Origin of the sequence: Rhodoligotrophos defluvii (genome assembly GCF_005281615.1) — a bacterium.
In the GTDB taxonomy this organism is placed as follows: domain Bacteria; phylum Pseudomonadota; class Alphaproteobacteria; order Rhizobiales; family Im1; genus Rhodoligotrophos; species Rhodoligotrophos defluvii.
Genome location: NZ_SZZM01000005.1, coordinates 335027 through 360553 on the forward strand (window position 1 = coordinate 335027; position 25527 = coordinate 360553).

The following is a 25527-nucleotide window of genomic DNA, read 5'->3' on the forward strand; positions in this document are numbered from 1 at the left end:
CAAGCGGTGTTAATTTTCACTTGGAAAAGGCGGAGTTTTTGCTTTCTTACTGGATGTGCATTTCGCGCGACAAAATTGTTGACAAAAATGACAGCACGACCATAGATGGGGAAACAGCACGGGGCAGTGCGATGCATGGAAACGGACAGATGAAGCGGCAACGGAGCATCTCCCGGCGGGTGGCGCAGTTACGGCCCTCGGCGACTGTTGAGATGACGGAAAAGGTGCGGGCGGCGCGAGCCAGCGGGCGTCGAATCTTCAGCCTCGCGAGTGGAGATCCCGGCATTCCGACCGATCCGCGCATCATTGAGGCCGCTTACGATGCGTTCAAGGCCGGCGATACCCGCTATGCCCCGGTTCTCGGCGAGCCACGGCTGCGGGCAGCGCTTGCCGCTCACGAGCAGCGGCGGTCCGGCGTGCTTTTCAAGGAAGACGACATCATCGTGACGCCCGGAGGCAAGTTCGCCCTCCTGACCGCTCTGATGGGCGTCGTGGAGACGGGCGACGAGGTGCTGGTGCCGGAGCCCGGCTGGGTGAGCTATGGCCCCTGCGTGGAGCTCTGCGGCGGCAAGCCGGTGCTGCTACCCATGCTCGACCGGCTCGACCTTGCCGCCATGGAAGCGGCGGTGACGCCGGCCACCGTGGCCATGATCATCAATTCTCCGGTGAACCCGACGGGTCGGGTGATCAGCCGGGAGGAGATCGATGGCCTGGTCGAGCTCGCCGACCGGCACAATCTCTGGATCATCTTCGATCAGGTCTATTCGGACCTGGTGCATGGGCCATCCTTCCCGTCGCCCCAGGGAACGGGAAAGGGCCGGGCGTTCACCTTCGTGGTGGACAGTTTCTCCAAGACATTCGGAATGACCGGCTGGCGACTGGGTCATCTGGCGGTGCCGCCGGGGCTCACCAAGCCGATCAGCCGCTTCATGCAGCATTCCGTCTATTGCGTGCCGGGGGCGGTGCAGGCGGCCGGGCTCAAGGCGCTCGAACTCTATGACGAGGTGGTGCCGGGCTACCGCGCCATGTTCCGGCGTCGGCAGGGCGATGCGGCCGCGCGCCTCGATGCGGTTGCCGGCATCCGCTGCACCGCGCCGGATGCCTCCTTCTATCTATTCCCGGCGGTCGATACGGACGACCGGGCGCTCGCCGCCCGCTGGCTCGACCAGCTCGACGTGGCGACCGTTCCGGGCTCGGCCTTCGGTAGCGCTGGCGCCGGGCATCTGCGCCTCAGCGTGACGGCATCGGACGAGGAGATCGACGAAGCCCTCCGGCGGATCGCCGCGGCGGGCCTCGCGTGAGGGTAGATGAGGGCGACATGACATCCGGTCTCATCGACATTCCCTGCACGCTGATGCGCGGCGGCACCTCCAAAGGCCCATTCTTCCTCGCGTCCGACCTCCCGACCGACAGCGAAACGCGCGCCAAGGTGCTGCTTGCTGCGCTGGGCTCGCCGGATGTCCGGCAGATCGACGGGGTCGGCGGGGCAGATCCGCTGACCAGCAAGGTAGGCATCGTCTCAAGCTCGCAGCGCGGGGATGTCGATCTCGATTTCCTGTTCGCCCAGGTCAGCGTGGACAAGGCCCTGGTCGATACCACACCCAACTGCGGCAACATGCTGGCCGCTGTCGTGCCCTTTGCCATCGAGCGCGGGCTTATTTCCCCGAGCGCGGACCGGACGACGGTGCGCGTGCTGACGCTGAACACCGGAACCATGGCCGACATCACGGTGCAAACGCCGGGCGGCCAGTTGACCTACGTGGGTGATACGCGGATTGACGGCGTGCCTGGCGGCCACGCGCCCATATCCATCGCATTTCGGGATACCAGCGGATCCGTCTGCGGGGCCCTACTGCCCACGGGCAAGTCCATGGACATCATCGACGGTGTTCCCTGCACGCTCATCGACAATGGCATGCCGGTGGTGGTGCTGCCGGCGCACAGCCTCGGCATCTCCGGTTATGAGAGCCGCGACGCGTTGAATGCGGACAAGGCGCTTGCCGCCAAGCTGGAGCCTATCCGTCTCAAGGCCGGCCGCATGATGGGGCTCGGCGACGTCGCAGAGAAGCCGATCCCTAAGATGACGCTGATCTCGCCGGCGCGGGCCGGTGGGGCAATCAATACCCGCACCTTCATCCCGCATGTGTGTCACGCCAGCATCGGCGTTCTGGGCGCGGTCACGGTTGCCACCGCCTGTGCGCTGGAAGGCTCGATCGCCCACGAGATGGCGGGTCGGCCTACGGCAGGGCTCCTGTCGATCGAGCATCCCAGCGGGGAGTTCACCGTGGACCTCGACATCGGGATGACGACGGACGGTCCACAAGTGCGCAAGGCGGCGCTGATCAGGACGGCGCGGCGGCTGTTCGCCGGCGCCGTCGCCATCCCTCGCTCCGCATGGCCGGAGGCGGGGCAAGGCAACCGGTTTCAAGACGGCAAGATACGGATGGGAGACGCCGCATGACTGCAAAGACGGGGCTCATTGTCAGCGCCCATTCAGCTGACTTCGTGTGGCGAGCGGGCGGCGCCATCGCCTTGCATGCGGAGCGCGGCTATCACGTCCGGGTCGTCTGCCTCTCCTTCGGCGAGCGCGGCGAGTCCGCCAAGCTGTGGCGCGAGCGGGGGATGACGGAAGAGGTGGTCAAGCGCGAACGCCGCAAGGAGGCGGAAGCGGCCGCCGCGATCCTCGGCTGCGAGGTCGTGTTTCTCGACCGCGGCGACTATCCGCTCACCGTGGATCGGGAACTGCTGTTCACCCTGGTCGACCATTTACGCGACCTGCAGCCGGCCTTCGTGCTGTCGCACTCCTTGGCTGACCCCTACAATTTCGACCACCCGCTGGCCACGCACCTGACGCAGGAAGCGCGGATCATCGCTCAGGCCCACGGTCACAAGCCCGGCAGTGCGGTGCTTGGTGCCCCGCCGGTTTATCTGTTCGAGCCGCACCAGCCGGAGCAGTGCCAGTGGAAGCCGGACGTGTTCCTCGACATTGGCCCAGTCTGGGAGAAGAAGCGCCGGGCCTTCGAATGCATGGCCGCGCAGGAGCATCTTTGGGAATATTACACCCGCGCGGCCCTGCAGCGCGGCAACCAGGCCGCCCGCAATACCGGGCGCAAGGTGGTCTATGGGGAAGCCTATCAGCGAGTGTTTCCCGATCTCGCCGAGGTGCTGGGATGAGGCCGGTCGCGATCCGCAATATCCCGCGCGTCGAAGCGAGCGTCGTTGCCGAGCTCGGCGCGGCGGGGGTGGCCACGGTGCATGAAGCACAGGGCCGCACCGGGCTCGCCAAGCCCTATCTGCGGCCGGCCTGGCCCGGTGGTGCCGCCGCCGGCAGCGCCGTCACGGTGCTGGCCCGTCCGGGCGACAATTGGATGATCCATGTGGCGGTGGAGCTGTGCCGGCCCGGCGACATGCTCGTGGTCGGCCTCAGCTCCGACAATTACGACGGCATGTTCGGCGAGCTCCTGGCCACCTCGCTCATGGCGCGCGGGGTGCGTGGGCTGGTCATCGATGCGGGCTGCCGGGACGTGGCGAGCCTGCGGGAGATGGGATTTCCCGTGTGGTGCCGCACCGTCAGCGCTCAAGGCACCGTCAAGGCATCGCTCGGCGCGGTCAACATTCCAGTGGTGGTTGCCGGCGTGCTGGTGAACCCGGGCGATGTGGTTATCGCGGATGATGATGGCGTGGTCTTCGTCCCGCGAGCGGGTGCGGCTGATGTCGCGAAGAAATGCGCGGAACGCCTGGCCAAGGAAGAGGCGGTGCGCAAGCGACTCAAGTCCGGCGAGCTCGGCCTCGACATCTACGGAATGCGTGAGGCCTTGGCCGCCCAGGGCCTGGTTTATGTGAATGAGGCGAGCGAGCTGGAACGGCCCGCGGCCGCGCTGAAGGAGGGGCAATGACCCGCTGGTCGCAAACTGTCGTCGACGTGCTCAAGCGCAACGACATCCGGCTTGTTGCTTATGTGCCGGACAAGGTGCTCTCGCCGCTGATAAGGGCGGTGGAAGCGGATGGCTTCTTCACGGCCTTCCCAACCACGCGCGAGGAGGAGGCGGTCGGCATCGTCTGTGGCAGCTGGATGGGCGGCCTGCGCGGCATCGTGCTCATGCAGACCAGCGGCTTTGCCACGGTCGGCAATGTAATCGCCTCGCTGGCGGTTCCCTATCAAATTCCGTTGCTGATGATGATCTCCGAGCGGGGCACCCTCGGTGAATTCAACCTTGGGCAGGCGATCGTGTGCCGCACCATGCGGCCGCAGCTGGAGACGCTTGGCATCGAGCATCACACGCTCGCGCGGTTCGACGAGCTCGACTTCCAGGTCGACCGCACCATCGCTCAGGCCATCGCGACACAGGCACCGGCCGCTCTGATCCTTTCGCCGCTGCTGACCCATCCCTCACGACAGGACAGCGCCTCATGACGCCCGCATCCACAGCGGACAACGCCCGCATGAACCGGCTCGATCTCACCGCCCGGCTCGTGGCCAAGCTCACCCATGAGGAAGCGGTGATCGGCGGCATCGGCAACAACAATTTCGACCTGTGGACGGCGGGTCGGCGGCCGCAGAATTTTTACATGCTCGGCAGCATGGGCCTTGCCTTTCCAATCGCCCTCGGCGTCGCTCTGGCGCAGCCCAAGCGGCGGGTGGTGGCCATCGAGGGAGACGGCTCGCTGCTCATGCAGCTCGGCTGCCTCGCCACCATCGGCATGCTGAAGCCAGCCAACCTCACGCTTCTGGTGATGGACAATGGCTGCTACCAGATCACCGGATCGCAGCCCACCGCTACCCGCCACGGCACCGATCTGGTGGCGGTGGCGCGCGGCTGCGGCCTGCCGGACAGCCGATGGGCTTCCGATCCCGACCATTTTGAAACGCTCCTCGATGAAGCGCTACGCGCTGACCGTCCGCATCTGATCGCGGCGAAGATCGACGATGCGCCTGGCGGCGGTCCCACGGACCGGGACCCCAGCTGGATCCGCGACAGCTTCATGCGTGGTCTCGGCACCCGCCGAACGGCCGGCCAATGATGCCCTGCGGCGGCACCATACGCTCGTTCATTGCCGGTGCGTTCCATGGCGGCGGCGGTGTCTTCCCGGTGCTCGACAAATATCGGGGCACGATCCTGGCGGACGTCGAAACCGCAGATGCCGCCAATGTGGACCTGGCCATAGCCACGGCCGAGCGGGCGTCCCGGACCGACGTGCCGCCGCCCTCCCGGCGCTTCGAGTTTCTGGCGAAGGCGGCCCGGTTTCTTGCCGATCGGCGCGACGTCTTCGCCGAAACGATGATCGCCGAAGCGGGCTTCACCCGGGCCGATGCAGCGAACGAGGTGGATCGGGCGGTGCTCACCCTGAGCCTCTGCGCGGAGGAGGCGCGTCGCCTGGTGGGCGAGGTCGTGGCCTTCGGCGCGTCGCCCGGACAGGAGAACCGCATCGGCTTCACCATCCGAAGCCCGATCGGGATCGTCTGCGCCATAACACCGTTCAACTCGCCGCTGAACGTGGTGCTGCACAAGATCGGGCCGGCGTTTGCCGCAGGCAATGCGGTGATCCTGAAGCCCTCGGGCTTCACGCCGCTCTCCGCGGTGATGATCGCAGAGCTCCTGGTCGAGGCGGGGCTGCCTGCGGGCCTGCTCGCGGTGCTCCATGATGCGGATGGCGAGGCCGCACGCCTGTTGCTGGCGGATCAACGGATCGGGTTCTACACCTTCACCGGCAGCACCCGCACGGGGCGCCTGATCCAGGCTGCGGCGGGGTTGCGCCGCACCCAACTCGAGCTGGGCAGCATCGCCAGCACCATCGTCTGCCGCGATGCAGACCTCGGCCGGGCAATTCCGAAGATTGCCAATGCCGCTTTCCGCAAGGCCGGGCAGGTCTGCACGTCGGTGCAAAGGCTCTATGTGGAGCGGCCCCGTTACGAGGAGGTGCTCTCGGCGCTGGTGAGCCAGACCCAGGCCATGCCGGCGGGCGATCCGCGCGCTGTGGAAACGCGGGTCGGCCCGATGATCTCCGAGGCTGCGGCCCGGCGGATCGAAGCCTGGGTCGAGGAGGCGAGGGCGGCGGGCGCCTGCAGCCGCTGCGGTGGATTTCGGCAGGATGCAGTCTATGCGCCTACGATCCTCACCGAGGTGCCTCCTGGCGCCAAGGTTCTGGAGCAGGAGGTGTTCGGGCCGGTGCTCTCGGTCATTCCCTTTGATCATCTCGACGAGGCGATTAATGCCGCCAATGCCAGCCCATACGGCCTTTTGGTGGGCCTGTTCACCCGGGATTTGAGTGCAGCGTTGCCGGCGGCGGCGAGACTGCGCTTCGGCTCGGTGCATATCAACGAGACGTCGAGCGCCCGGGCCGACGGCATGCCGTTCGGCGGGGTCAAGGACAGCGGCTTCGGGCATGAGGGCCCGCGCTATGCGATCCGCGAATACACCGAAGAACGCCTGATCACCCTCAATCCCTGACGGCGGCCAGGCTTGCCATTGGCCGGTACTGGCGCGGCCCCACGCCCCACCGACAACAGCTCAGACGGCGAGTTGCGCCAAGGCCGCGAGGCTCCTGCCGAGAGTCTCCGTCACATTCGCCAGATGGTCCCGCATCGCCTTTTCGGCCCGGTCGCCGTCACCGGCGCAGATAGCGGTGACGATCTCGGTATGCTCCCGCAGCGACTGATGGATGCGGCCGGGATAGAGGATCGTGCGGAACTGAAAGCGGACCAGCTGCGAATTCAACATGGCGAGCAGCCGGCTGGCGGTCTCATGGCCGGAAATCTTGCGGATCTCCGCGTGCAGCCGCCCATTATGGCCGGAATAGCCGGTGAAATCCTCCTGGTCGATGGCATCCCGCATGTTCTGCAGGATTTCGCGCAGCCGGTCGTGGTCGGCGCTGGTGGCCTTCTCCGCGGCCTGTCGCGCGATCAGCGATTCGAGCGCAGTGCGGACCTGGAGGATCTCCAACGCCTCGCGCTCGCTGATGACGCGCACGCGCGCGCCCCGGTTTGGCTCCGAGACGACCAGTCCCTCCTGCTCGAGCTTGCCCAGCGCCAGTTTCACATTGGAGCGGTTGGTACCGAGCCAGGCGGCGAGCTCCGTCTCCACCAGACGCTGGCTCGGCATGAAATGGCCGGTTTCGATCGCCCGTCTCAGCACTGCCGTGGGATCAGGCTTGTCATTCTTCGTCCTTGCCACGTTGCCTCGCCTCGCTAGTGGATTCCGCTTGAAGCATCACGCATCCGCTTCTGCTGGTTTGCGCGTCCCGGCTTTCAAGATCAAGTCGAGCGTTTCCAGCCAGACCTCGTCGCTGCGCATTCTCAAGCGTGGATCGCTATCCGCGACATCCGCCGCCCAGTCCTGGCGCCGCGCGGTTGCCAGCGACATTGCCGGCTCCACCCCCGCCTCCCTGAGGGTTGAAGCGACCTCGCGCATCTCGGCGGCGCGCCGGCGTCCGTGCACGAGCGACCGGCCGATCTGGTAGCCGGCATAGCGGTGCCAGTCCGTTCCGGGGAAGGTGTCACGCAACGAGGCCAGCACCGCATCCTCCACCCCGTGAGCACGGGCGGCCAGGAAGGCTTCGGCGCACAGCGCCTCGATGCCTTTGATGATGACGCTGCGGCACATCTTCGTTGCGGAGGCAACGCCGATCTCGTCGGATATGACCTTCAGGTTCATGCCGAAGCCGGCGAGCATGTCCGGTATCACGCGAGCACGCCGCCCGGCCAGCAGGATGGGAACGGCGAGGCCATGGGGCGGCACCGGTGCCATCACGGCGCCATCCACATAGTGAATGCCGGCCTTTTCGAGCGCCGCTGCGCTCTCCTTCTTGGTTCCGGGCGACACGGAGTTGAGGTCGAGAAAGATTTGACCCGAGCACATCACCTTGCTGGCATCCTCCGCAACATCACGGGAAGCGGCCGCCGTGACCAGCGAAATCACCAGCTCCGCGCCTTGCACCGCCCGTTGGAGGGAGGGGAGGAATTCGATCCCTTGCGCCCGCAGGCCAGCCGTTCGGCGCCGGAACGCGTCCGAGGTCTCCAGGATGTCGTAGGCGCGAACATGAGCCTTAAGGGCGAATCCGCTGGCAAAGATCGTTCCGGCTTCGCCGATCCCGATGATTGCAATCGAACCTGTCATGCGTGAGGTCACCTTTCGCAGCCGCTGATTGTCATCAATCCAGTTGGCAATGTCAAACTTTATCCTGGCAGCTGAACTTTCCCGATATGGAACTTACGGATGATTGTTGACAAAATTGCTGACATTGAGTTCAATGCCGACCTGATCCAAGGAGGGGCGCGTGCCACTGCATTTCACCCAACAGGAATTTGCCGAACGCCAGGCGGCGACATTGTCGCTGATGCAGGCACAGGGGCTGGACGGCCTGCTCATGTTCCGTCAGGAGAGCATGTATTACCTGACGGGCTACGACACGTTCGGCTACGTCTTCTTCCAATGCCTCGTCCTCCGCGCTGACGGCCGCATGGTGCTGCTGACCCGGGCGCCCGATGCGCGCGCGGCCCGCTACACCTCCAATATCGAGGATATCCGCATTTGGGTGGATGCGCCGGAGGCCGAGCCGGCTTTCGAGCTCAAGGCCATTGTTCGGGAGCTGGGCCTCGGCGGACGGCGCCTGGGCATCGAGTGGGACGCCTATGGCCTGACCGCGCAGAACGGACGGCGGGTGGCGGCCGCCCTGGAAGGGTTCTGCCGGCTCGAGGATGCATCCCTGCTGGTCACGCGCCAGCGCGTGGTCAAGCGCCCGGCTGAGATCGCCTATGTGCGCAAGGCCGCGGAACTCGCCGATGCGGCCTTGGCCGAGGGCCTGAAGCTCGCCAGGCCCGGCGCCTTCGAGGGTGACATTCTCGCCGCCCTGCAGGGTGCCGTGTTCAAGGGGGATGGGGACTATTCGGGCAACGAATTCATTATCGCCTCAGGCCCGGGTGCTCATCTCGGCCGGTACACCTCCGGTCGCCGCCATGTCGCTGCGGGCGAACAGCTCACCATCGAGTTTGCCGGCGTCTACCGCCATTACCATTCCTGCCTGATGCGGGTGATCACCATCGGCAAGGCCAATGCCCGCCAGATCGAGATCCACCGCCGGGCCATGGACGCCATGGCGGCCGCAACCGCGGCGCTGCGGCCGGGCGACCCGGTCGGCAATGTGTTCAACGCCTATATCGCCAATATCGAAAGGGCAGGGTTTCTCGAAAACAATCTCAACGCCTGCGGCTACAGCCTCGGCACGACATTCTCTCCCAACTGGATGGACTGGCCGATGCTCTATCGCGACAACCCGGTCATCGCCGAGCCCGGGATGGTGTTCTTCATGTTCATTCCCATCACCGACAAAGGCGTCACCGCCGTTCCCGGCGAGACGTTCCTGGTGACAGAGACCGGGTGCGAAAGGCTCGGCAAGGCCGCCATCACCTTCGACACCGAGAGCCAGGGAGGCGCCTAATGCCCGCGAACTATCCTTTCAATCGCATCCACCACATCCACGTGGTGGTGCGCGACATGGCGAAGGTCGAGGCTTTTCTCAACACGATCGGTATCACGCTCACGGATTATGAGCACCCCGGCAATTACACGCTGCTCGAGGGTAACGAGGCGGAGGCCCTGGCGGCGATCCACTACAAGTTCGCCAGGATCAACGGGGTCGACCTGCAGTTCATGTCGCCCAAGGACGACCGGCCCAGCCGCCACAAAACGTTCCTCGAGACCCGCGGCCAAGGGGTCTATAGCGTGGGCTTTCTGGTGGACGACGTGGATGCCGCCGAGGCCAAGGGCCGCGCTATGGGGCTGAAGGTGGAGCAGAAAGGCCGGCATGAGGATGGCTGGGGCTTCACCTATTTCGACACGGCCGACCTGCTCGGCATCAACCTGACGGTCCGTCAGAACCCGTTCAGCGAGCGGACCTGACCCTCCGCGCGCATTCTTCGAACAGCAATATGGGAGGCCGCCCCAGCGCGGCAGTTTCATGACTGCGAATTGTGACGTGATCGTTGTCGGCGCGGGCAACGCGGCGCTGTGCGCGGCGCTTGCCGCTCGGGAGACGGGCGCCCGTGTCCTGGTGCTGGAGAGCGCACCCGAGGCCGAGCGGGGCGGCAATACACGCTTCACCGCCGGTGCCATGCGGGTCGTCTATGACGGGGTCGACGACCTCCAGTCCCTGATGCCCGATCTCACCGAAGACGAGAAGAACCGAACCGATTTCGGGACCTATCCCGCCGACCAGTTCCTCGACGATATTGGCCGCGTGACCCAGTACCGGAGCGATCCGGAGCTCGCGGATATCCTGGTGCGGCGCAGCCTCGACACCCTTCTGTGGATGCGCAGCAAGGGTGTGCGGTTTGCGCCGATCTATGGCCGGCAGGCGTTCAAGGTGGACGGTCGGTTCAAGTTCTGGGGCGGGCTGACGGTCGAGGCCTGGGGCGGCGGCCCTGGCCTGGTGGACGCTCTGTTTGCCGCTGCGGAGCGTGAGGGCATCGCGGTCCGCTATGGCTGCCGGGCGCGCGAGCTCATTTTGGAAGATGGCGCCGTTCGCGGGGTGGTGGCACTGGTCGAGGGCAAGCGCACCGACTTCCGCGCCGCAGCGGTCGTCCTTGCTGCGGGCGGTTTCGAGGCCAATGCGGAATGGCGAACCCGCTATCTCGGCCCCGGCTGGGACCTGGCGAAAGTCCGGGGCTCTCGTTTCAATCAGGGCGACGGGCTGCGCATGGCGCTCGATGCGGGGGCGCTCTCGGCCGGTAACTGGTCGGGCTGCCATGCTGTGGGCTGGGAACGCAACGCGCCGGAATATGGCGATCTCGCCGTGGGCGACAACTTCCAGAAGCACAGCTATCCCTTCGGCATCATGATCAATGGCCGCGGCGAGCGCTTCGTGGACGAGGGCGCCGATTTCCGGAATTTCACCTATGCCAAATATGGGCGGGTGATCCTGGAGCAGCCCGGGCAATTCGCCTGGCAGATCTTCGATCGCAAGGTCATCCATCTCTTGCGCGATGAATACCGGATCCGGCAGGTGACCAAGGTTGCAGCCTCCACATTGGAGGAGCTTGCAGCCCGGCTCGATGATGTGGACGGCCCGAATGCCTTGCGCGAGATCAGGGCCTACAACGCCGCGGTCGAGACCAGCATTCCGTTCAACCCCAACGTCAAGGACGGACGTTGCACGCGCGGCCTGCGCATCAACAAGAGCAACTGGGCCAATACGATCGATGAACCACCCTTTGAAGCTTATGCGGTAACCTGCGGCATCACCTTCACTTTCGGCGGCGTGAAGATCGACGAACGGGCGCGGGTGCTGAACGTGGCGGGGGAGCCCATCTCGGGTCTCTATGCGGCGGGCGAAATGGTCGGTGGCTTGTTCTACTTCAATTATCCTGGCGGCACCGGCCTGACCAGCGGTGCGGTCTTCGGGCGGATCGCCGGTGCAAGCGCGGGCGCGGCCTCCAGACAGGGCCGTTAGCTCCAGCGGTCCGCGAGATGGCAGGCGACCAGGTGGCCGGGCCGCACCTCCCGCAAGGTCGGCGCCTCGATGCGGCAGTGGTCCACCGCGCGGGGGCAGCGGGTGTGGAAGTGACACCCCGATGGCCGTCTAATGGGGCTCGGCACGTCACCGCCAAGTGGCCGCGGACGGCGGCGCTGGCGCGGGCGCGGCACCGGAACGGCATCGAGCAGCGCCTGGGTGTAGGGATGGAGCGGCGCGCTCATCATCACAGGCGTATCCGCCATCTCGACGATGCGCCCGAGATACATCACCGCGATACGATGACTGATCTGCTCGACCACCGCGAGGTCGTGGGCGATGAAGATGTAGGAGAGCTTGTACTCCTCCTGCAGATCCATAAGCAGGTTCACCACCTGGGCCTGGATCGAGACGTCCAGCGCAGACACCGGCTCGTCGCCGATGATCAGGCTGGGATTGACCGCGAGGGCGCGGGCAATGGCGATGCGCTGGCGCTGACCGCCCGAGAACTGGTGGGGATAGTCCTTCATCTGGTCGGGGCGCAGGCCAACGCGGCGGAACAGCTCGGCCACCGCCTCCGTTCTGCGCCCCTTGGCGAGCCCATGGGTGGCGAGGGGCTCGGCCACGATCTTGCCGGCCGGCATGCGGGGGTCGAGCGAGGAATAGGGGTCCTGAAACACCATCTGCATCTGCCGGCGCAGCGGCCGCAGGCTTGAGCGGCTAAGGCTGGTGATGTCCTCTCCCAGTAGACGGATCCGGCCGGCCGTCGGCTCCAGCAGCCGCAGGATGGTCTTGCCCGCGGTGGACTTGCCGCAGCCGCTTTCGCCCACCAGCCCCAGGGTTTCACCGCGGGCAACCGAGAACGAAATGCCATCGACCGCGTGGACGAAGTCGCGTGGCTTCCTCAAGAGACCACCGCCCACGGGGAAGCGCTTCACCAGATTTTCCACCACCAGGGTGGCCGCGGCCTCGGTTCCTGACGGGTTCATTGTGCCCCCGACGCGGCGACGATCTCCGAGTTCCAGCACGCCGCGCGCTGGCCGGGGCGCTTCTCGACCATGGGGGGCGGGGCTTCCCGGCATTGCGCGCTGGCGAAGGGGCAGCGTGGGGCAAAGGCGCACCCGGCCGGCAGCTGGTTGAGAGCGGGGACATTGCCTTCGATCTCCACCAGGCGCGTGCGGCCGCCGGACAGGGTGGATGACCCGAGCCGGGGGACAGAACCGAGCAGACCGCGGGTATAGGGATGGTGCGGTTGCTCGAACAGCTGCTCGACGCTGGCTTCCTCGACCGCCTTGCCTGCATACATCACCATCACCCGGTCGGCATTCTCGGCCACCAGACCGAGATCATGGGTGATCAGCACGATGGCCGTTTGCAGGCGCTCCTGCAGGTCGGTCATCAGGTCCATGATCTGGGCTTGGATGGTCACATCCAGGGCCGTGGTCGGCTCGTCGGCGAGCAGGATCTTCGGATTGCACGCCAGCGCGATGGCGATCATGACGCGCTGCCGCATGCCGCCGGAGATCTGGTAGGGAAAGTCGTGCACCCGCTGCTCCGGCTCCGGAATGCGCACCAGGCGCAGCATGGCGACGGCCTTGTCCAGGGCATCGCGGCGGCTCAAGCCCTCATGCAGAGTGATCACCTCGGCGATCTGCCGGCCGATGGTCATCATCGGGTTGAGCGAGGTCATCGGCTCCTGGAAGATCATGGAGATGTCCTTGCCGCGGATGGCGCGCATCTCCTCAGGCGAAAGCTTCACGAGATCGCGGCCGGCAAAGCGGACATGCCCGCCGGCGATGCGCGCCGACGGCGGCAGAAGCCTGAGGATCGACAGGGCCATCATGCTCTTGCCGCAGCCGCTTTCGCCGACCACGCCGAGGGTCTCGCCGCCATCGAGGTGAAACGACACCCCGTCCACCACGGCGATCTCGCCGGTGCGGGTGCGGATCCTGGTTTCCAGACCATCCACGTCCAGCACGCGCTTTGCCGGCTCAGCGTGCGGCGCCGTCTGGGTCGGGATGGCCTCATAGAGGCTGGCGCTGGTCATGGCCGGCTCCGTGAGGCCGGGTCGAGCATTTGGCGCAGGCCTTCGCCCATCATGTTGAAGCCCAGCACCGCAAGAAAGATCATGGTGGCGGGGATCAGCGGGTACCAGGGGGCAAGCTCGAGATATTGGAAGCCGACCTGCACCATGGAGCCCCAGGTGGAGGCGGGCGGCTGGGCGCCAAGCCCGATGAAGCTCAGGCTCGATTCGAGAATGATGGCGAAGCCCACGGCTAGCGATGACTGGACGATGACCGGGTTGATCGCGTTGGGCAGGATGTGCCGAATGATGATGAGAGGCGAGGAAACCCCGATCGATTCCGCCGCCTGGATGAATTCGAGATGCTTCAGGGACAGGACCTGACCCCTGATCAGCCGCGCGAAGGTGGGGACCGAGACGATCGCGATGGCGATGGTGGCGTTCACAAGCCCTGTGCCCAGCACGGCGGAAATGGTGAGCGCAAGCACCAGTGGCGGCAGCGCGATCAAGCTGTCGAGGACGCGCATGAACACCGTGTCGGTGGCACCGCCGAGATAGCCTGCGATCAGCCCGAGCGGCACGCCCATGGCGACCGACAGCAGAACGGCGCTCAGGCCTACGCTCAGCGAGAGTCGCGCGCCATAGAGCGACCGGCTGAAAATATCGCGGCCAAGCTCGTCGGTTCCGAACAGATGCGCGGCGCTCGGGGCCTGGAGCATGGCCATGTAGTCCATGGCCTCCGGTGAATACCGAGTGAGCCATGGAGCGAATATGGCGCCCAGGACGAGCACGGCCGCCAGAACGAGGCCGGCCATCAGCATGAGGTTGCGGGCAAGAAAGCCGCGAACGGCGAGAGAACGACTGCCCTGATAAGGTCTGGTGTCGCCGAGGATGCCGGGCCCGTCGCTTGCCATGGCCTACCTCGGCCGCAGGCGCGGGTCGAGCAGCCCATAGGCGATGTCGACCGCCATGGTCGCCAGAACCACGCAGAAGGTGATGAACAGCACCACCGCCTGAACGACGGGATAGTCGCGGCTTAAAATGGAGTCGACGAGCAGGCGGCCCACGCCCGGGATGGCGAACACCATTTCGGTCACCACCGCGCCGCTGAACAATGTTCCGAGCTGCAGGCCCAGTATGGTGACGATCGGCACCATGGCGTTGCGCAGGGCGTGGCGGATGATCACGCTGCGCTCCGACAGGCCCTTGGCGCGCGCCGTGCGGATGAACGGATGGTTCAGGACGTCGGCAAAGCTGGAGCGGGCCTGGCGGGTGATGACCGCGATCAGCGCCAAGCTGAGGGTTGCGGCGGGCAGGATGGTCGAGCGGACGCTTCTGCTGAGGTCAACCGCAGGCGAGACATAGCCGGAAATGGGCAGCCAGCCGGTCTTGAGCGCGATGCCATAGATCAAGAGGCCGCCCAGAAGGAAATAGGGCATGGCGGCCCCGATCAGCGCCAGGACCGTTCCCAGCCAGTCGAGCCAGGAATTCATCCGCGCGGCGCTGAGCGCGCCCAGGGGCACGGCGACCATGACCGCGAAGATCCAGGCGGTGAGGCCGATCTGGGCGGTGGGCAGAATGCGGGGCGCCACCACGTCCCAGACCGGCTGCCGGCCATGGATGGACCGGCCGAGATCGCCGGTGACCGCGTTCTTCACCCAGATCAGGTATTGAACGGGAAGGGGCTGGTCGAGCCCGTACTGCTTCCTCAGTGTCGAGATGGTTTCCTCGCTGACCTCGGAATGCTCGCCGATGAGCATCAATACCGGATCGCCCGGCAGGATCCGCATCAATACGAAGATGATGACCGAGGTCAGGATCAGAACCGGGATCGTCGCGGCAAATCTCTGGGCAATGAACTTGACCATCTCGTCAGGCCGCTACGCTTTCCGCTCTCCTCCGCAAGGCTTCGGGGAAAACCTCCTCTGCGAAGGCGCGCACCACGGATCCCAGTTTTCCACCAGGCACCGCATGCGGCCGCAGGGTGAGCTGCGTGACACGCGGATGCAGCGCCCGGGCGAGCTGCTCGCTCACCCGCCGGGGATTGCCGGCGAGCACCATGGACTCCACCACGTCGACCGGCAGGAGAGACGACGCCTTGGGGAGATCTGGGCCATCTTGCATCTTGGCCACCTCGATGAAGGCTTCGGGCAAGGTGACGCCCAGCTCGTCCAGATAATCCCAGTGCGGATACTGGCTGATCAGTCGCGAGGCCACGCGCCGGCGCATCACATCCAGTGCCTTCTCGTCGTCATCGTCGATACAGGCCTCTACGCGCAAGCCGATATCCAGACTGTCCGGCGAACGCTGCGCCTTGACAAGGCCTTCAGTAAGCTTGCCGACGTAGAAATCGAAGGCCTTGGGATTGAGCGTGTTGGCGATCAATACCCCATCGGCGATCTCTCCGGCCAGGCGGGTCATTTGCGGTCCATGGGTGGCGAAATAGACGGGGATCTCCTCGCGTACCGGCTTGAAGCTGAAACGGCCGCCGTCGATCGACACGACCTTGCCTTGCGACGTCACCTTTTCACCGCGGGTGAGCGCGCGGATCATGGTGACGGTCTCGCGCATGGCGGCGATCGGCAGCACGCGCTCCAGGCCGAGCTCCTTGAAACCGGCGCCGCCGGTGCCGAGGCCGAGCACGGCGCGGCCGTTGCTCACCTCATCCAGCGTGGCCATGGCGGCGGCCGTAATGGCGGGATGGCGCGAATAGGGGTCGGTGACCCCCGGTCCGATCTTGAGGGATGTCGTGTTCAGGGCAACAGCGGTGAGCCCCACGTAGCATTCCCGGGCGAAGCGCACGTCGGTGTACCAGAGATAGTGATAGCCGAGGTCTTCGGCTTCACGAGCGATCTCGACCAGCTCACTGATCGGACCTTCGGAAAACAGCAGAATACCGAGTGTGGGCTTCACCTTGATCTCCTCCTCCGGCGCGGGTGGTCAGCGTTGCTGCGTCTTGGAGAATTCGGGGGCGCCGCCGATCACCCAGTCTTCCCTGGTGAAGTTGTCGAACATCACGTTCACCGCTTCCCGCTTGGAGCCGGCGATCTCGACCAGCGCGGTGGTGATCGCCTCGGCGATCTTGCGCTTCTGCTCCGGAGAACGGCCTTCATAGAAACAAACCCGCACGACTGGCATCTGATTTCAATCCTCACGCTTGCCTGCTCTGGTTGGCGCGATGGCTTGCATCTCGACCGGCCGGGCAGGCATCCGGCCGGTCAGCGACAGGTTCAGGCGAGCTCAGGCTTCGAGCCACAGCTCGGCGAAGTTGATGATGCCGTCGGCCGCGTGGTGGAAGCCCTTGACCTTGGGGTTCAGCCCCTTGAAGTCCGAGCTGTAGTGCCAGGGCACATAAACGGCGTCCTCGTTCATCAGCGCGGAGATCTTGCGGAACGCGTCGCGGCGTTCTTCCTCTGTGCGGCCGGCGCGCTCGGCCTGGATGAGCTTATCCATCTCCGGGTTCGAATAGCCGTGATACTTGGCATAGGAGCCCTCGGATCCGAGCAGGATGGCGAGGTACTGGTCCGGATCGGGCCGGTAGCCCCACCAGCCCTGCGCGTCCATCGGCATGTTCCCTTCGCGCAACATGTTGCGATAACCGGCGCTGTCGATCTGCTCGATATTGACCTTCACGCCAATCTCGGCGGCATTGGCCTGGAAGATTTGGGTGGCGCGCTGCTTGACCGGATCGGGTTGCAGGGGCGCGCCGATCACGATGGGGGTGTCGAGGCCGGAGTCCTCGATCAGCCGCTTGGCCTTGTCCACGTCGCGGGTGAAGGGCTTGTAGTTGGGGTCGTAGAACGGGCTGCCGGGCAGGATGCCGTCATAGCCGATCTCACCGGTGCCGAAATAGGCAACCTGGTGGAGGGCCTGCCGGTCGATGGCCCATTGGAAGGCCTGGCGGAAGGCCTTGGACTTGCCGGGATACTGGTCGCGCAGGTTGAAGCCGAAATATTCCCAGCGGAAACCGGGCTTTTCGGAGACCACGAACTCGTTGGCCGCGCGCAGCCGCTGGATGTCCTGCAGCGGCAGGGCCTCGGCGATCAGCACCGAGCCCGCGCGCAGCTCCGACAGGCGCGTGCTGTCGGTCGGCACCGGGCGCAGGATCACCTGGTCGAGGTAAGGCTTGCCCTCCTGCCAATAATCACCGTTCTTCTCGAGGACCGTGCGGTTGTCCTTGCTGTATTCCGCGAGCTTGAACGGACCGGTGCCGCTGGGATGCAGGCCATAGTCCAGCCCGTGTTTCTGGAAGGCGGTAGGCGAGCCGATGCAGCCCGTCACATCGGTGAACGGAAACAGGAAGGCCGCGAAGGGGTATTTGGTGGTCATCTTCACGGTATTGGCATCGACCGCCTCGATCGTATCGAGGGCGGTGATCTCGCCGCCGCGGATCGAGCCGGTATCCTTGTCGCGAATGCGATCGATGTTGAATTTCACCGCCTCGGCATCGAACGGGGTGCCGTCGTGAAACTTGATGCCCTGGCGCAGTTTCAGCAGATAGGTTTTCTCGTCCGGCTGTTCCCATGATTCCACCAAGCCGGGCGCCAGGCGACCTTCCCGGATGGTGAACAGGGTATCGTGGACTGCGCGTGTCGTGGCGCGACCTTGCAGATTTCCGGTGAGGTGCGGGTCGAGTGTGAGCGGATCGGCGAAGATTGCGGCAGTGAGCGAGCCCCCCGGCTTGGCGGCGGCCGGTGCCGATCCTTGGGCGCAGAGGCTCTTAGGCAGCAGCAATGCAGCCGTCGACGCTGCCGATAGTGACAAGACACTTCGCCTGCTAAACATCCTCACCTCCTCCATTAGTATTTTTCGGTTTAGCCAACTTGTATTGGCCCGGAGACATTTTCGTCTCGCAAGCATTTCACGGGGCAGTTTGACGTCTGGTCCGCGAAGATGCTTTGCCTATTTCCCCTTACTGCCGGAATGATATGGCCGCCTCCTGGCCTCAACAACAAAAGATAATCAGAGGGCTTTGCCTTAGACGAGCTTATGCCAGGCGCCTTTCAGCTAAGAGGGGTGCGCTCCGCTCACCGCGTTGGCCGCAACGGAAAGTCCGTGATCCGAAAGTTGACGTGATGGACCTCGCCCTCAAACAAGCCCTTGAAGCTGTCCACGTCCTGGGCCGAGATCCGCCGCGTTTCCTTGCGCTCGTCGGAGGCCATGCACAGGTCCATGTCCTCTTGGGTGTCGAAATAGAGCTCGAAGGCATGGAAGTATCTCGGCGGCTCGGTCAGGAACGGTGTACCGTCGCTCTTCAGCAGCTTCAGGTCCTTGAGCCGCGGCCATTCCGCCACCATGGGCAGGTGCACGTCGCTAACATAGGTTTCGAAGCGCTCGCGCTGTTCCGGCACGGTGCCCATGTAGAGCGCGCAGCGGGCAAAGGCGCCGGTCAGGTCCTGCTTGGGGGAGGGATCGCGGTCCTTGCAGGGGAAGGCGGTGATGTCGAACACCATGTGCAGAACCTCGCCCTGGAAGAGATCGCGGAAGCGGGGGCGATCGGCAAGGCTGATGCGCTTGGTCTCCTCGCGCGCCTCCGACCCGAGCGAGCGGCTGAGCGCTGCCTTGTCGTCATAGAACAGCTGGAAGCAGTGATAATATTGCGGTGCCTCGCCGAGATAGGGCTCATGATTGTTGAGCAGGAGCCGCAAGGCCCGCAACTCGGGCCATTGCGCCACCAGCGGCAGATGCACGTCCCTGACATAAGCGTCGAACGCTTCCCGGTTCGCCGGGTCTACCGTGCCCTTGTAATAGGCGGCCAGCACGATCATGGCGTCTCGTCTCCCCTAGTCCGCGATGGTGGATGACATGGGCGCCAGCGCGGCCGGCCGGCGCTCCCGGTGATATTTTTGGGCGGCCGGTGTGGCGACGGGCGCAGTGAGCGGGGCTGCCGCAAAGGAGGCTTCGCGCCGTTCCGGCGGTACCGGCCCGTAAAGGGTGGTGCGCTGCTGGGGGATGCGGCCGATCGCGGTGATCAGGCGCTCCATGCGGGCAGGGGCCATCTCCTGGCCGTGGGACGCGCCGGCCGCCTTGGAGATGGTCTCGTTCATCAGGGTGCCGCCTAAGTCGTTCGCTCCGGCTTGCAGGCAGAGCTTGGCACCTTCCTCGCCCATCTTGACCCAGGAGGTCTGGATGTTCCGGATGTGCGGGTGAAGCGTAAGCCTTGCCACCGCATGCATGAGCAGCGCCTCGCGCAAGGTGGGACCGGAGCGCGCGCGACCCTTGAGGTAGATGGGCGTCTCCATGGGCACGAAGGGCAGGGGAACGAATTCGGTGAAGCCGCCGGTGCGCTTCTGCAGGTTGCGGATATGGATGAGGTGGCGCGCCCAGTGGCGGGGGTGATCCACATGGCCGAACATGATGGTGGCGGTGGTGCTGAGCCCGACCGCATGCGCCGTCTCCACCACCTCCAGCCATTGCGCGGTGGTGAGCTTGTCCGGACAGATGATGCGCCGGACCTCGTCGTCGAGGATCTCAGCCGCGGTGCCCGGCAGTGTGCCCAGCCCTTCCGTCTTCAGGGCAGTGAGGAAGTCCCGCACCGAAAGGCCGAGGGTTGCCGCGCCCTGCCAGATCTCCAGAGGCGAGAAAGCGTGGATGTGAATGTCTGGGGTGGCGGCTTTCAGGGCGCGCAGGATGCCGAGATAGGTCTCGCCGGTATAGTCGGGGTGAATGCCGCCTTGCAGGCACACTTCGGTGGCCCCGCGATCCCAGGCCTCGCGGCTGCGCCGGCAGATCTCGTCATGGTCGAGATCGTAGGGGCGGCCGCGCAGGTTCTCGCTGAGCTTGCCCTTGGAGAAGGCGCAGAACTGGCAGCGGTAGGAGCAGACATTGGTGTAGTTGATGTTGCGGTTCACCACATAACGCACGATATCGCCCACCTGGGCGCGCCGCAGGTCGTCCGCCGCCTGATAGACGCGCTCGGCATCGGCGCCACGTGCCGCGAAGAGCAAAACGATCTCGGCTTCAGTAAGGTCGTCGCCCGCGACGGCCTTGGCCAAGGTGTCGGCCAGGGCTGTGCGCGGTGGGGAGCCAATGCCGATGGGAGTGGCCCGCATATGCTCGCGCATTTCGACCGGCCGGCGCGCGGGCGCGCCCGGCATCCAGCGACAGGCGCGGGCGAAGCCTTCCGCATCCGCCTGGCGCAGGGTGGGCGTCGTTATGGCGGGGTCGAGCCAGCGCGCGGCGTCACGCACATACTGGGGATAGATGGCCAGCCGCTCGGTGAGCACCTTGCCGGCGGCAGCGGTCGCCTGTGCCAGACGCTCGATCTCGGGCCAGGGCGCCTCGGGATTGACATGATCGGGCGTGACCGGAGACACGCCGCCCCAATCGTTGATGCCGGCCGCGATCTGCTGCTCCAGGGCGCCGGCGCTGAGATTGGGCGGCGCCTGGATGTTCATGGCCGGGCCGAACAGGATGCGCGCCACCGCAATGGTCCACAGATGATCCTCGAACGACGGCTCTGGGGCTGCAGCCATCCGTGTGCCCGGCTTGGCCCGGAAGTTCTGGACGATGATTTCCTGCAGGTGGCCATGGCGCTGGTGCAGGTCGCGCAGGGCAAGCAGCGCCTCGATCCGCTCGCGCCTTGTCTCGCCAATGCCGATGAGGATGCCGGAGGTAAACGGCACTTGGGCCTCGCCCGCCGCAGCGATGGTGGCCAGCCGCACCGTGGGATGCTTGTCGGGCGAGCCGAAATGGGGGCCGCCGCGCGCGCTCAGCCGGTCCGCGCTGGTTTCCAGCATGATGCCTTGCGACACGGAGACTTTGCGCAAATCGGCGATCTCGGTGGGCGAGAGCACGCCGGGATTGAGGTGGGGCAGGAGCCCTGTTTCCTCAAGGACGAGTCTCGCCATTTCCGCGAGATAGGAGAGGGTGGTGTCATGACCCAGTGCAGCAAGCGCTTCACGCGCAACCCGGTAGCGCAGCTCCGGCTTGTCGCCGAGGGTGAACAGGGCCTCATGGCAGCCGGCCCGTGCGCCGGCGCGGGCAATGGCCAGCACGGACTCGGGCAGCAGATAGGGTGCCTCGATCCGCCGCGGCGCCTTGGCGAAGGTGCAGTAGTGGCAGGTGTCGCGGCACAGCTGAGTCAAGGGGATGAATACCTTGCGGGAATAGCTGACGATGTCGCCGTGGCCGTCGTCGCGCAGGCGGGCGGCGAGCCTCATCAGCTCCGCAGTATCGGAGACATCGGCCAGGCGGAGGGCATCCTCGGGGCTTGGCAGCCGGTCCGCGGCCCATAGGCGGCCAAATCCGGCGATATCGTCCGTCATAGTGCGGCCTGCCTGGTCGCCTCGGGAAGCTGTCCTGCCGCTGCTTCGGCGCGCAGCAGGCGGTGGGTGGCTGTATTGCCCCTCCGTGCCATGAGCCGTTCGAGATCGGCCGGGTGGTCGATGTCGAGCCCGAAGCCGGGGCTGATCACGATGCGCGGCTCCAGCCCGAGCGCCCGGACCCGGCGGCAGTGCTCGGCAAAGCTATTGTCGCCGAAGGCGAGGGGAACCACTTCGGGCGGCGTGCTGAGAATGGCGTTGCTGCCATTGCGATCATGGGCCGGAACGATGGTGAACGACGGGGCAGGCCGACGCGTCGCGATCAGCTGGGCGATTTCATCTGGCGTGACCAAGGGAATATCGGCCGGCATGGTCAGCATGCCTTCCGCCCCTTCGTCGGCGAGCACCCGAGCCGCCATCATGACGGCGTCTGTATGGCCGGCATCGGCCTCAGGCTGCAGGATGCGGACACCGTGGTGCCTGGCAAGAGCGGCAGCCTCGGTATCGCAGGTGACCACCATGACACCGGCGAGCGACGTGACCGCCGTCAAGGCGGAGAGGACGTCCTCAGCCATAGTCAGGGCCAATCGGCGCCTGAACGCCGCGGCGTACTGGCCGGACAGGCGCTGCTTGGCCGCAGACAAGGTCTTGATCGGCAGCACCGCCCAAATGGCATTGCCGCTGCGTCCCTCAGATATGCCCCGAGGCGCGGTCATCTCGGCTCACCCGAAGGCCCGGCGCAGGCGGGGCATGACATGTTCCGCGAACAGCTTGAGAAACCGCATCTGGTCCGGTCCGGGGGCATGGAACACCAGATGGCGGAATCCAAGCTCCACATACGGCCTGATGCGTTCCACCTGTTCGTCGGGGTCGCTGGACACGATCCACCGCTTGGCGGCGCGCTCGACGGGGAGCGCGTCGGCGAGCCTTTCCATCTCGCGCGGATCTTCCACCGAGACTTTCTCTTCGGGTGAGAGGGCCAGCGCCGCCCAGTGGCGCGTATCCCCCAGCGCACGCCGGGCGTCATTATCGAAAGAGATCTTTATCTCGATCATGCGGTCGACCGCATCCGCCGGGCGCTCCGCCGCCGCGATACCGCTCTCCAGGTTGGGCAGCAGGGTCTCGCGATAGAGCTCCCAGCCCTTGCCGCTGGTGCAGATGAAGCCGTCGGCCGTGCGGCCGGCGTATTTGGTGATCATCGGCCCGGCGCCGGCGATATAGATCGGCAGCGGCTCGCGGGGGCGATCATAGATGGTCGCGTTCTCGGTCTTGTAGTATTCGCCGGCAAAGGAAACCCGCTCTTCCGTCCACAGCTTGCGGATCAGCGCCAACGCTTCGCGCAGCCGGGCGAAGCGCTCCTTCGGCTCGGGCCAAGCCATGCCGGTCGCTGGCACCTCGTTCAGGGATTCACCGGTGCCCACCCCGAGAATCACCCGGCCCGGAAACATGACGCCAAGGGTGGCGAAAGTCTGGGCAACGATGGAGGGGTGATAGCGGAAGGTGGGTGTGAGCACGCTGGTGCCCATTACGATGCGCTGGGTGCGCGCCCCCAGCGCGCCGAGCCAAGGGAGAGCGGACGGCGCATGCCCATCTGTGTGCCGCCACGGCTGGAAATGATCGCTGATGAACACCGAGTCGAAACCGAGTGCTTCTGCATATTCCGAGAATTTGAGCAAATCGGACGGGCCGAACTGTTCAGCCGACGCTTTATAGCCAATCTTTAGCAAGAAAGATCTCCGGACACCGCTTCACCAAGAAATATCAATAGATGATCTATCAATACATCTCGGCTCCGGGGTAATTCTCATCTAGGCTGCGAATTTAGCACTCGGCGTAGTGCCCTCAACGAAAGATTTTCATAGGGCTTTGGCCAAGCTCGGGTTTTATCAAAGTGGCGCGGCGGCGGAGAATGCGGTATGAGCCGAAATCCTGTGCTCGCCGGGTATGCACAATGGTGAACTATCTCAAGCATCTGCCGCGATTGACCCGCCTGCGCATGTTCGAGGCGGCAGCCCGGTTGCAAAGCTTCACCCTTGCTGCCCAGGAATTGAATGTGACCCAGGCGGCGGTCAGCCAGCAGGTGCGCACGCTCGAGCAGGAGCTTGGGGTGACCCTGTTCGTGCGGCTGCATCGTGGTCTCGATCTCACCGAGCAGGGGCAGGAACTGTTCCGCACAGTGAGCACGGCCCTTGGCCAGATCGCGACCGTTGCCGAGAACATGCGCGCCGCCAGCCGGCCACCGGTGATCCGGGTCGGGGTGACCTTCGCGGTGGCGACGTTCTGGCTGATCCCGCGCCTGCCGGCCTTCCGCGCTGCCCACCCTGAGCTTGACGTTCATCTCATCGCGACCGACCGCGGTTTCGACAGTGTCGCCGATCAGGTGGATATCGGCGTGGCCTTCGGCGATGGTGCCTGGGCCGGCTTTACGCCCACGCTGCTCAAGGAAAGCACGGTCTTCCCAGTCTGCTCGCCGGACTATGCCGCGGCGCATCCGGAGATGCATGGCGTGGACGACTTGCTCAACCAGATGCTGCTCAGCATGGAAGACGACCGCCCGGGGCGGCTCGATTGGGGGGAATGGTTCGCGCGTCTCGGCATAGATGGGTCTCGCGCCTCGCGCACGCTCAAGTTCAACAGCCATCCGCTGGTCATCCAGGCGGCTTGCGAAGGGCAGGGGGTAGCGCTCGGCTGGACGCTTCTGACCGACGACCTCATCGCATCGGGCCGGCTGGTGAAGCCTGTCGATGTCTTTGTGAAGATCCCCAAGTCGTTCTTCTTCGTCGAGCGCCAGGACAAGGTGACCACCCACACCAAGCTGTTTAAGGACTGGATCCTTCAGAGCGTTTGATGTGCCGCAGCGGCTGCGTTCAGCACGGCTTTGGCCAGGGCAATCCTGTCGGCTGTGTCATGCATCATGGTCTCGGCGGGAAACGGCTTGATACCGGCTGCTGCGACTTCGCCCGTGAGATACGCGTCCTGCTCATCGAGCACGAAAAGATCGATCAGCCCGGCATAGTGCCGCGCAACCGCTGCCGCATCGACCGGCAAGCCGAGTTCGGCCATCATCTTGGCTGTGGGGCCCTTGATGGCGCGACCGCCGATGATCGGCGTGACCGCGACGACCGGCGCCGGCGCATTGCGCAGGGCCTGCCGCAGCCCCGGCAGGGCAAGGATAGGGTCGATGCTGAGGAACGGGTTCGAGGGGCAGATGACGATCGCCTCCAGCTCCGGATCCTGCAGGTTCGCCATCAGCGTCGGGTTGGGGCGTGCCGTCTCGGCCCCCTCATAGAGGAGGCCGGTGACCACCGGGGCACAGCGCCTTTCCACGAAATAGCGCTGCATCGGCAACAGCCCTTCGGTGGTCTCGACCACGGTCCGCACCGGATCATCCGACATGGGCAGGAGCGGGAAGGTGAGGCCGCAGCGCTCCGCCAGTTCTTGCGTCACGGCTGTGAGCGATGCCCCCTGCGACAGCCGATGGGTGCGCCATACATGCATGGCGAGATCGCGGTCGCCGAGCTTGAACCAGTCCGGCCCGCCCAGGATGTGCAGCATGTCCATGAACGACCAGGTTTCGCCGTCCTGTCCCCAGCCAGTTTGCGGGTTGCTGCGTCCGGTGCAGGTGTAGATCACCGTGTCGATATCGGGGGAAATGTGCAGGCCGAGATGAGTGAAATCATCGCCGGTATTGGCAATGACGAGCAATTCGCCTGGCCGGCATGTACGGGCGAACCCCTCCACCAGCTTGCTGCCGCCGACGCCGCCGGACAGGGCAATGACCTTTGGCATGGGGCT

General features: G+C 65.2%; 25 protein-coding genes. 11 read left to right on the forward strand and 14 right to left on the reverse strand.

Features of this window, described 5'->3' with window-relative positions:
* Positions 1 to 149: 149 nt before the first annotated feature.
* From E4P09_RS20750 to E4P09_RS20780, 7 genes are read left to right on the forward strand one after another with little or no spacing between them, the layout of a single operon-like run.
* Positions 150 to 1301 (forward strand): pyridoxal phosphate-dependent aminotransferase, encoded by a 1152-nt coding sequence (locus tag E4P09_RS20750; RefSeq protein WP_170984532.1) that lies wholly within the window; start codon positions 150 to 152, stop codon positions 1299 to 1301.
* 17 nt (positions 1302 to 1318) lie between these two features.
* Complete coding sequence (locus E4P09_RS20755) at positions 1319 to 2461, forward strand: 4-oxalomesaconate tautomerase (RefSeq protein WP_137391533.1); 1143 nt, start codon at positions 1319 to 1321, stop codon at positions 2459 to 2461.
* Entirely contained in the window at positions 2458 to 3174 is a 717-nt protein-coding gene (locus E4P09_RS20760) for a PIG-L deacetylase family protein (RefSeq protein ID WP_137391534.1), read from the forward strand. Before E4P09_RS20755 ends, E4P09_RS20760 begins: the two co-directional genes overlap by 4 nt.
* A complete protein-coding gene (locus E4P09_RS20765; protein WP_137391535.1) occupies positions 3171 to 3896 on the forward strand; it encodes a 4-carboxy-4-hydroxy-2-oxoadipate aldolase/oxaloacetate decarboxylase in 726 nt (241 codons plus the stop codon). The genes E4P09_RS20760 and E4P09_RS20765 overlap by 4 nt, the downstream gene beginning before the upstream one ends.
* The gene (locus E4P09_RS20770; RefSeq protein WP_137391536.1) at positions 3893 to 4414 is read left to right on the forward strand and encodes a decarboxylase; all 522 of its coding nucleotides are present in this window, start codon (positions 3893 to 3895) and stop codon (positions 4412 to 4414) included. The genes E4P09_RS20765 and E4P09_RS20770 overlap by 4 nt, the downstream gene beginning before the upstream one ends.
* Complete coding sequence (locus tag E4P09_RS20775) at positions 4411 to 5022, forward strand: thiamine pyrophosphate-dependent enzyme (protein ID WP_137391537.1); 612 nt, start codon at positions 4411 to 4413, stop codon at positions 5020 to 5022. The genes E4P09_RS20770 and E4P09_RS20775 overlap by 4 nt, the downstream gene beginning before the upstream one ends.
* Positions 5019 to 6449: an aldehyde dehydrogenase family protein gene (locus E4P09_RS20780; protein WP_137391538.1), complete on the forward strand. Its 1431-nt coding sequence runs from the start codon at positions 5019 to 5021 to the stop codon at positions 6447 to 6449. The genes E4P09_RS20775 and E4P09_RS20780 overlap by 4 nt, the downstream gene beginning before the upstream one ends.
* A 60-nt stretch (positions 6450 to 6509) precedes the next feature.
* Here E4P09_RS20780 and E4P09_RS20785 read toward each other — a convergent pair whose 3' ends face one another.
* Positions 6510 to 7172: a GntR family transcriptional regulator gene (locus E4P09_RS20785; protein WP_239025296.1), complete on the reverse strand. Its 663-nt coding sequence runs from the start codon at positions 7170 to 7172 to the stop codon at positions 6510 to 6512.
* A 36-nt stretch (positions 7173 to 7208) separates the two neighbouring features.
* Positions 7209 to 8114: an NAD(P)-dependent oxidoreductase gene (locus E4P09_RS20790; RefSeq protein ID WP_137391539.1), complete on the reverse strand. Its 906-nt coding sequence runs from the start codon at positions 8112 to 8114 to the stop codon at positions 7209 to 7211.
* Positions 8115 to 8274: 160 nt separating this feature from the next.
* On the opposite strand from E4P09_RS20790, the gene E4P09_RS20795 reads away from it, so the two are divergent.
* From E4P09_RS20795 to tcuA, 3 genes are read left to right on the forward strand one after another with little or no spacing between them, the layout of a single operon-like run.
* Entirely contained in the window at positions 8275 to 9435 is a 1161-nt protein-coding gene (locus tag E4P09_RS20795; protein WP_137391540.1) for a M24 family metallopeptidase, read from the forward strand.
* Complete coding sequence (locus E4P09_RS20800) at positions 9435 to 9896, forward strand: VOC family protein (RefSeq protein ID WP_137391541.1); 462 nt, start codon at positions 9435 to 9437, stop codon at positions 9894 to 9896. Before E4P09_RS20795 ends, E4P09_RS20800 begins: the two co-directional genes overlap by 1 nt.
* A gap of 58 nt (positions 9897 to 9954) precedes the next feature.
* Positions 9955 to 11445, forward strand: a complete 1491-nt coding sequence (tcuA, locus tag E4P09_RS20805) for an FAD-dependent tricarballylate dehydrogenase TcuA (RefSeq protein WP_137391542.1) — start codon at positions 9955 to 9957, stop codon at positions 11443 to 11445.
* On the opposite strand, the gene E4P09_RS20810 is transcribed toward tcuA, so the two are convergent.
* From E4P09_RS20810 to fgd, 11 genes are all read right to left on the reverse strand, one after another.
* Entirely contained in the window at positions 11442 to 12434 is a 993-nt protein-coding gene (locus E4P09_RS20810) for an ABC transporter ATP-binding protein (protein ID WP_137391543.1), read from the reverse strand. The genes tcuA and E4P09_RS20810 overlap by 4 nt on opposite strands.
* On the reverse strand, positions 12431 to 13492 hold the full coding sequence (locus tag E4P09_RS20815) for an ABC transporter ATP-binding protein (RefSeq protein ID WP_137391544.1): 1062 nt from the start codon (positions 13490 to 13492) through the stop codon (positions 12431 to 12433). Before E4P09_RS20815 ends, E4P09_RS20810 begins: the two co-directional genes overlap by 4 nt.
* Positions 13489 to 14382: an ABC transporter permease gene (locus tag E4P09_RS20820; RefSeq protein ID WP_137391545.1), complete on the reverse strand. Its 894-nt coding sequence runs from the start codon at positions 14380 to 14382 to the stop codon at positions 13489 to 13491. Before E4P09_RS20820 ends, E4P09_RS20815 begins: the two co-directional genes overlap by 4 nt.
* A 3-nt stretch (positions 14383 to 14385) precedes the next feature.
* Positions 14386 to 15336 (reverse strand): ABC transporter permease, encoded by a 951-nt coding sequence (locus E4P09_RS20825; protein WP_137391546.1) that lies wholly within the window; start codon positions 15334 to 15336, stop codon positions 14386 to 14388.
* Positions 15337 to 15340: 4 nt separating this feature from the next.
* A complete protein-coding gene (locus E4P09_RS20830; protein WP_170984533.1) occupies positions 15341 to 16381 on the reverse strand; it encodes an LLM class flavin-dependent oxidoreductase in 1041 nt (346 codons plus the stop codon).
* A 27-nt stretch (positions 16382 to 16408) separates the two neighbouring features.
* The gene (locus E4P09_RS20835; protein WP_205042216.1) at positions 16409 to 16597 is read right to left on the reverse strand and encodes a tautomerase family protein; all 189 of its coding nucleotides are present in this window, start codon (positions 16595 to 16597) and stop codon (positions 16409 to 16411) included.
* A gap of 111 nt (positions 16598 to 16708) precedes the next feature.
* A complete protein-coding gene (locus E4P09_RS20840; protein WP_170984534.1) occupies positions 16709 to 18253 on the reverse strand; it encodes an ABC transporter substrate-binding protein in 1545 nt (514 codons plus the stop codon).
* 242 nt (positions 18254 to 18495) lie between these two features.
* On the reverse strand, positions 18496 to 19236 hold the full coding sequence (locus E4P09_RS20845) for an EthD family reductase (protein WP_137391550.1): 741 nt from the start codon (positions 19234 to 19236) through the stop codon (positions 18496 to 18498).
* 15 nt (positions 19237 to 19251) lie between these two features.
* Positions 19252 to 21735, reverse strand: coding sequence for a 5-amino-6-(D-ribitylamino)uracil--L-tyrosine 4-hydroxyphenyl transferase CofH (gene cofH, locus E4P09_RS20850; RefSeq protein ID WP_137391551.1), 2484 nt, complete (start codon positions 21733 to 21735; stop codon positions 19252 to 19254).
* Positions 21732 to 22448 (reverse strand): 2-phospho-L-lactate guanylyltransferase, encoded by a 717-nt coding sequence (cofC, locus tag E4P09_RS20855; RefSeq protein WP_137391552.1) that lies wholly within the window; start codon positions 22446 to 22448, stop codon positions 21732 to 21734. The genes cofH and cofC overlap by 4 nt, the downstream gene beginning before the upstream one ends.
* A 6-nt stretch (positions 22449 to 22454) precedes the next feature.
* Positions 22455 to 23459 (reverse strand): glucose-6-phosphate dehydrogenase (coenzyme-F420), encoded by a 1005-nt coding sequence (gene fgd / locus E4P09_RS20860; protein ID WP_137391553.1) that lies wholly within the window; start codon positions 23457 to 23459, stop codon positions 22455 to 22457.
* A gap of 224 nt (positions 23460 to 23683) precedes the next feature.
* Here fgd and E4P09_RS20865 point away from each other — a divergent pair, with 224 nt between their 5' ends.
* A complete protein-coding gene (locus E4P09_RS20865; protein ID WP_170984535.1) occupies positions 23684 to 24580 on the forward strand; it encodes a LysR substrate-binding domain-containing protein in 897 nt (298 codons plus the stop codon).
* Here the strand turns inward: E4P09_RS20865 and cofD are convergent.
* Positions 24568 to 25521: a 2-phospho-L-lactate transferase gene (gene cofD / locus E4P09_RS20870; protein ID WP_137391555.1), complete on the reverse strand. Its 954-nt coding sequence runs from the start codon at positions 25519 to 25521 to the stop codon at positions 24568 to 24570. The two genes, E4P09_RS20865 and cofD, sit on opposite strands and share 13 nt — an antisense overlap.
* Positions 25522 to 25527: the final 6 nt, after the last annotated feature.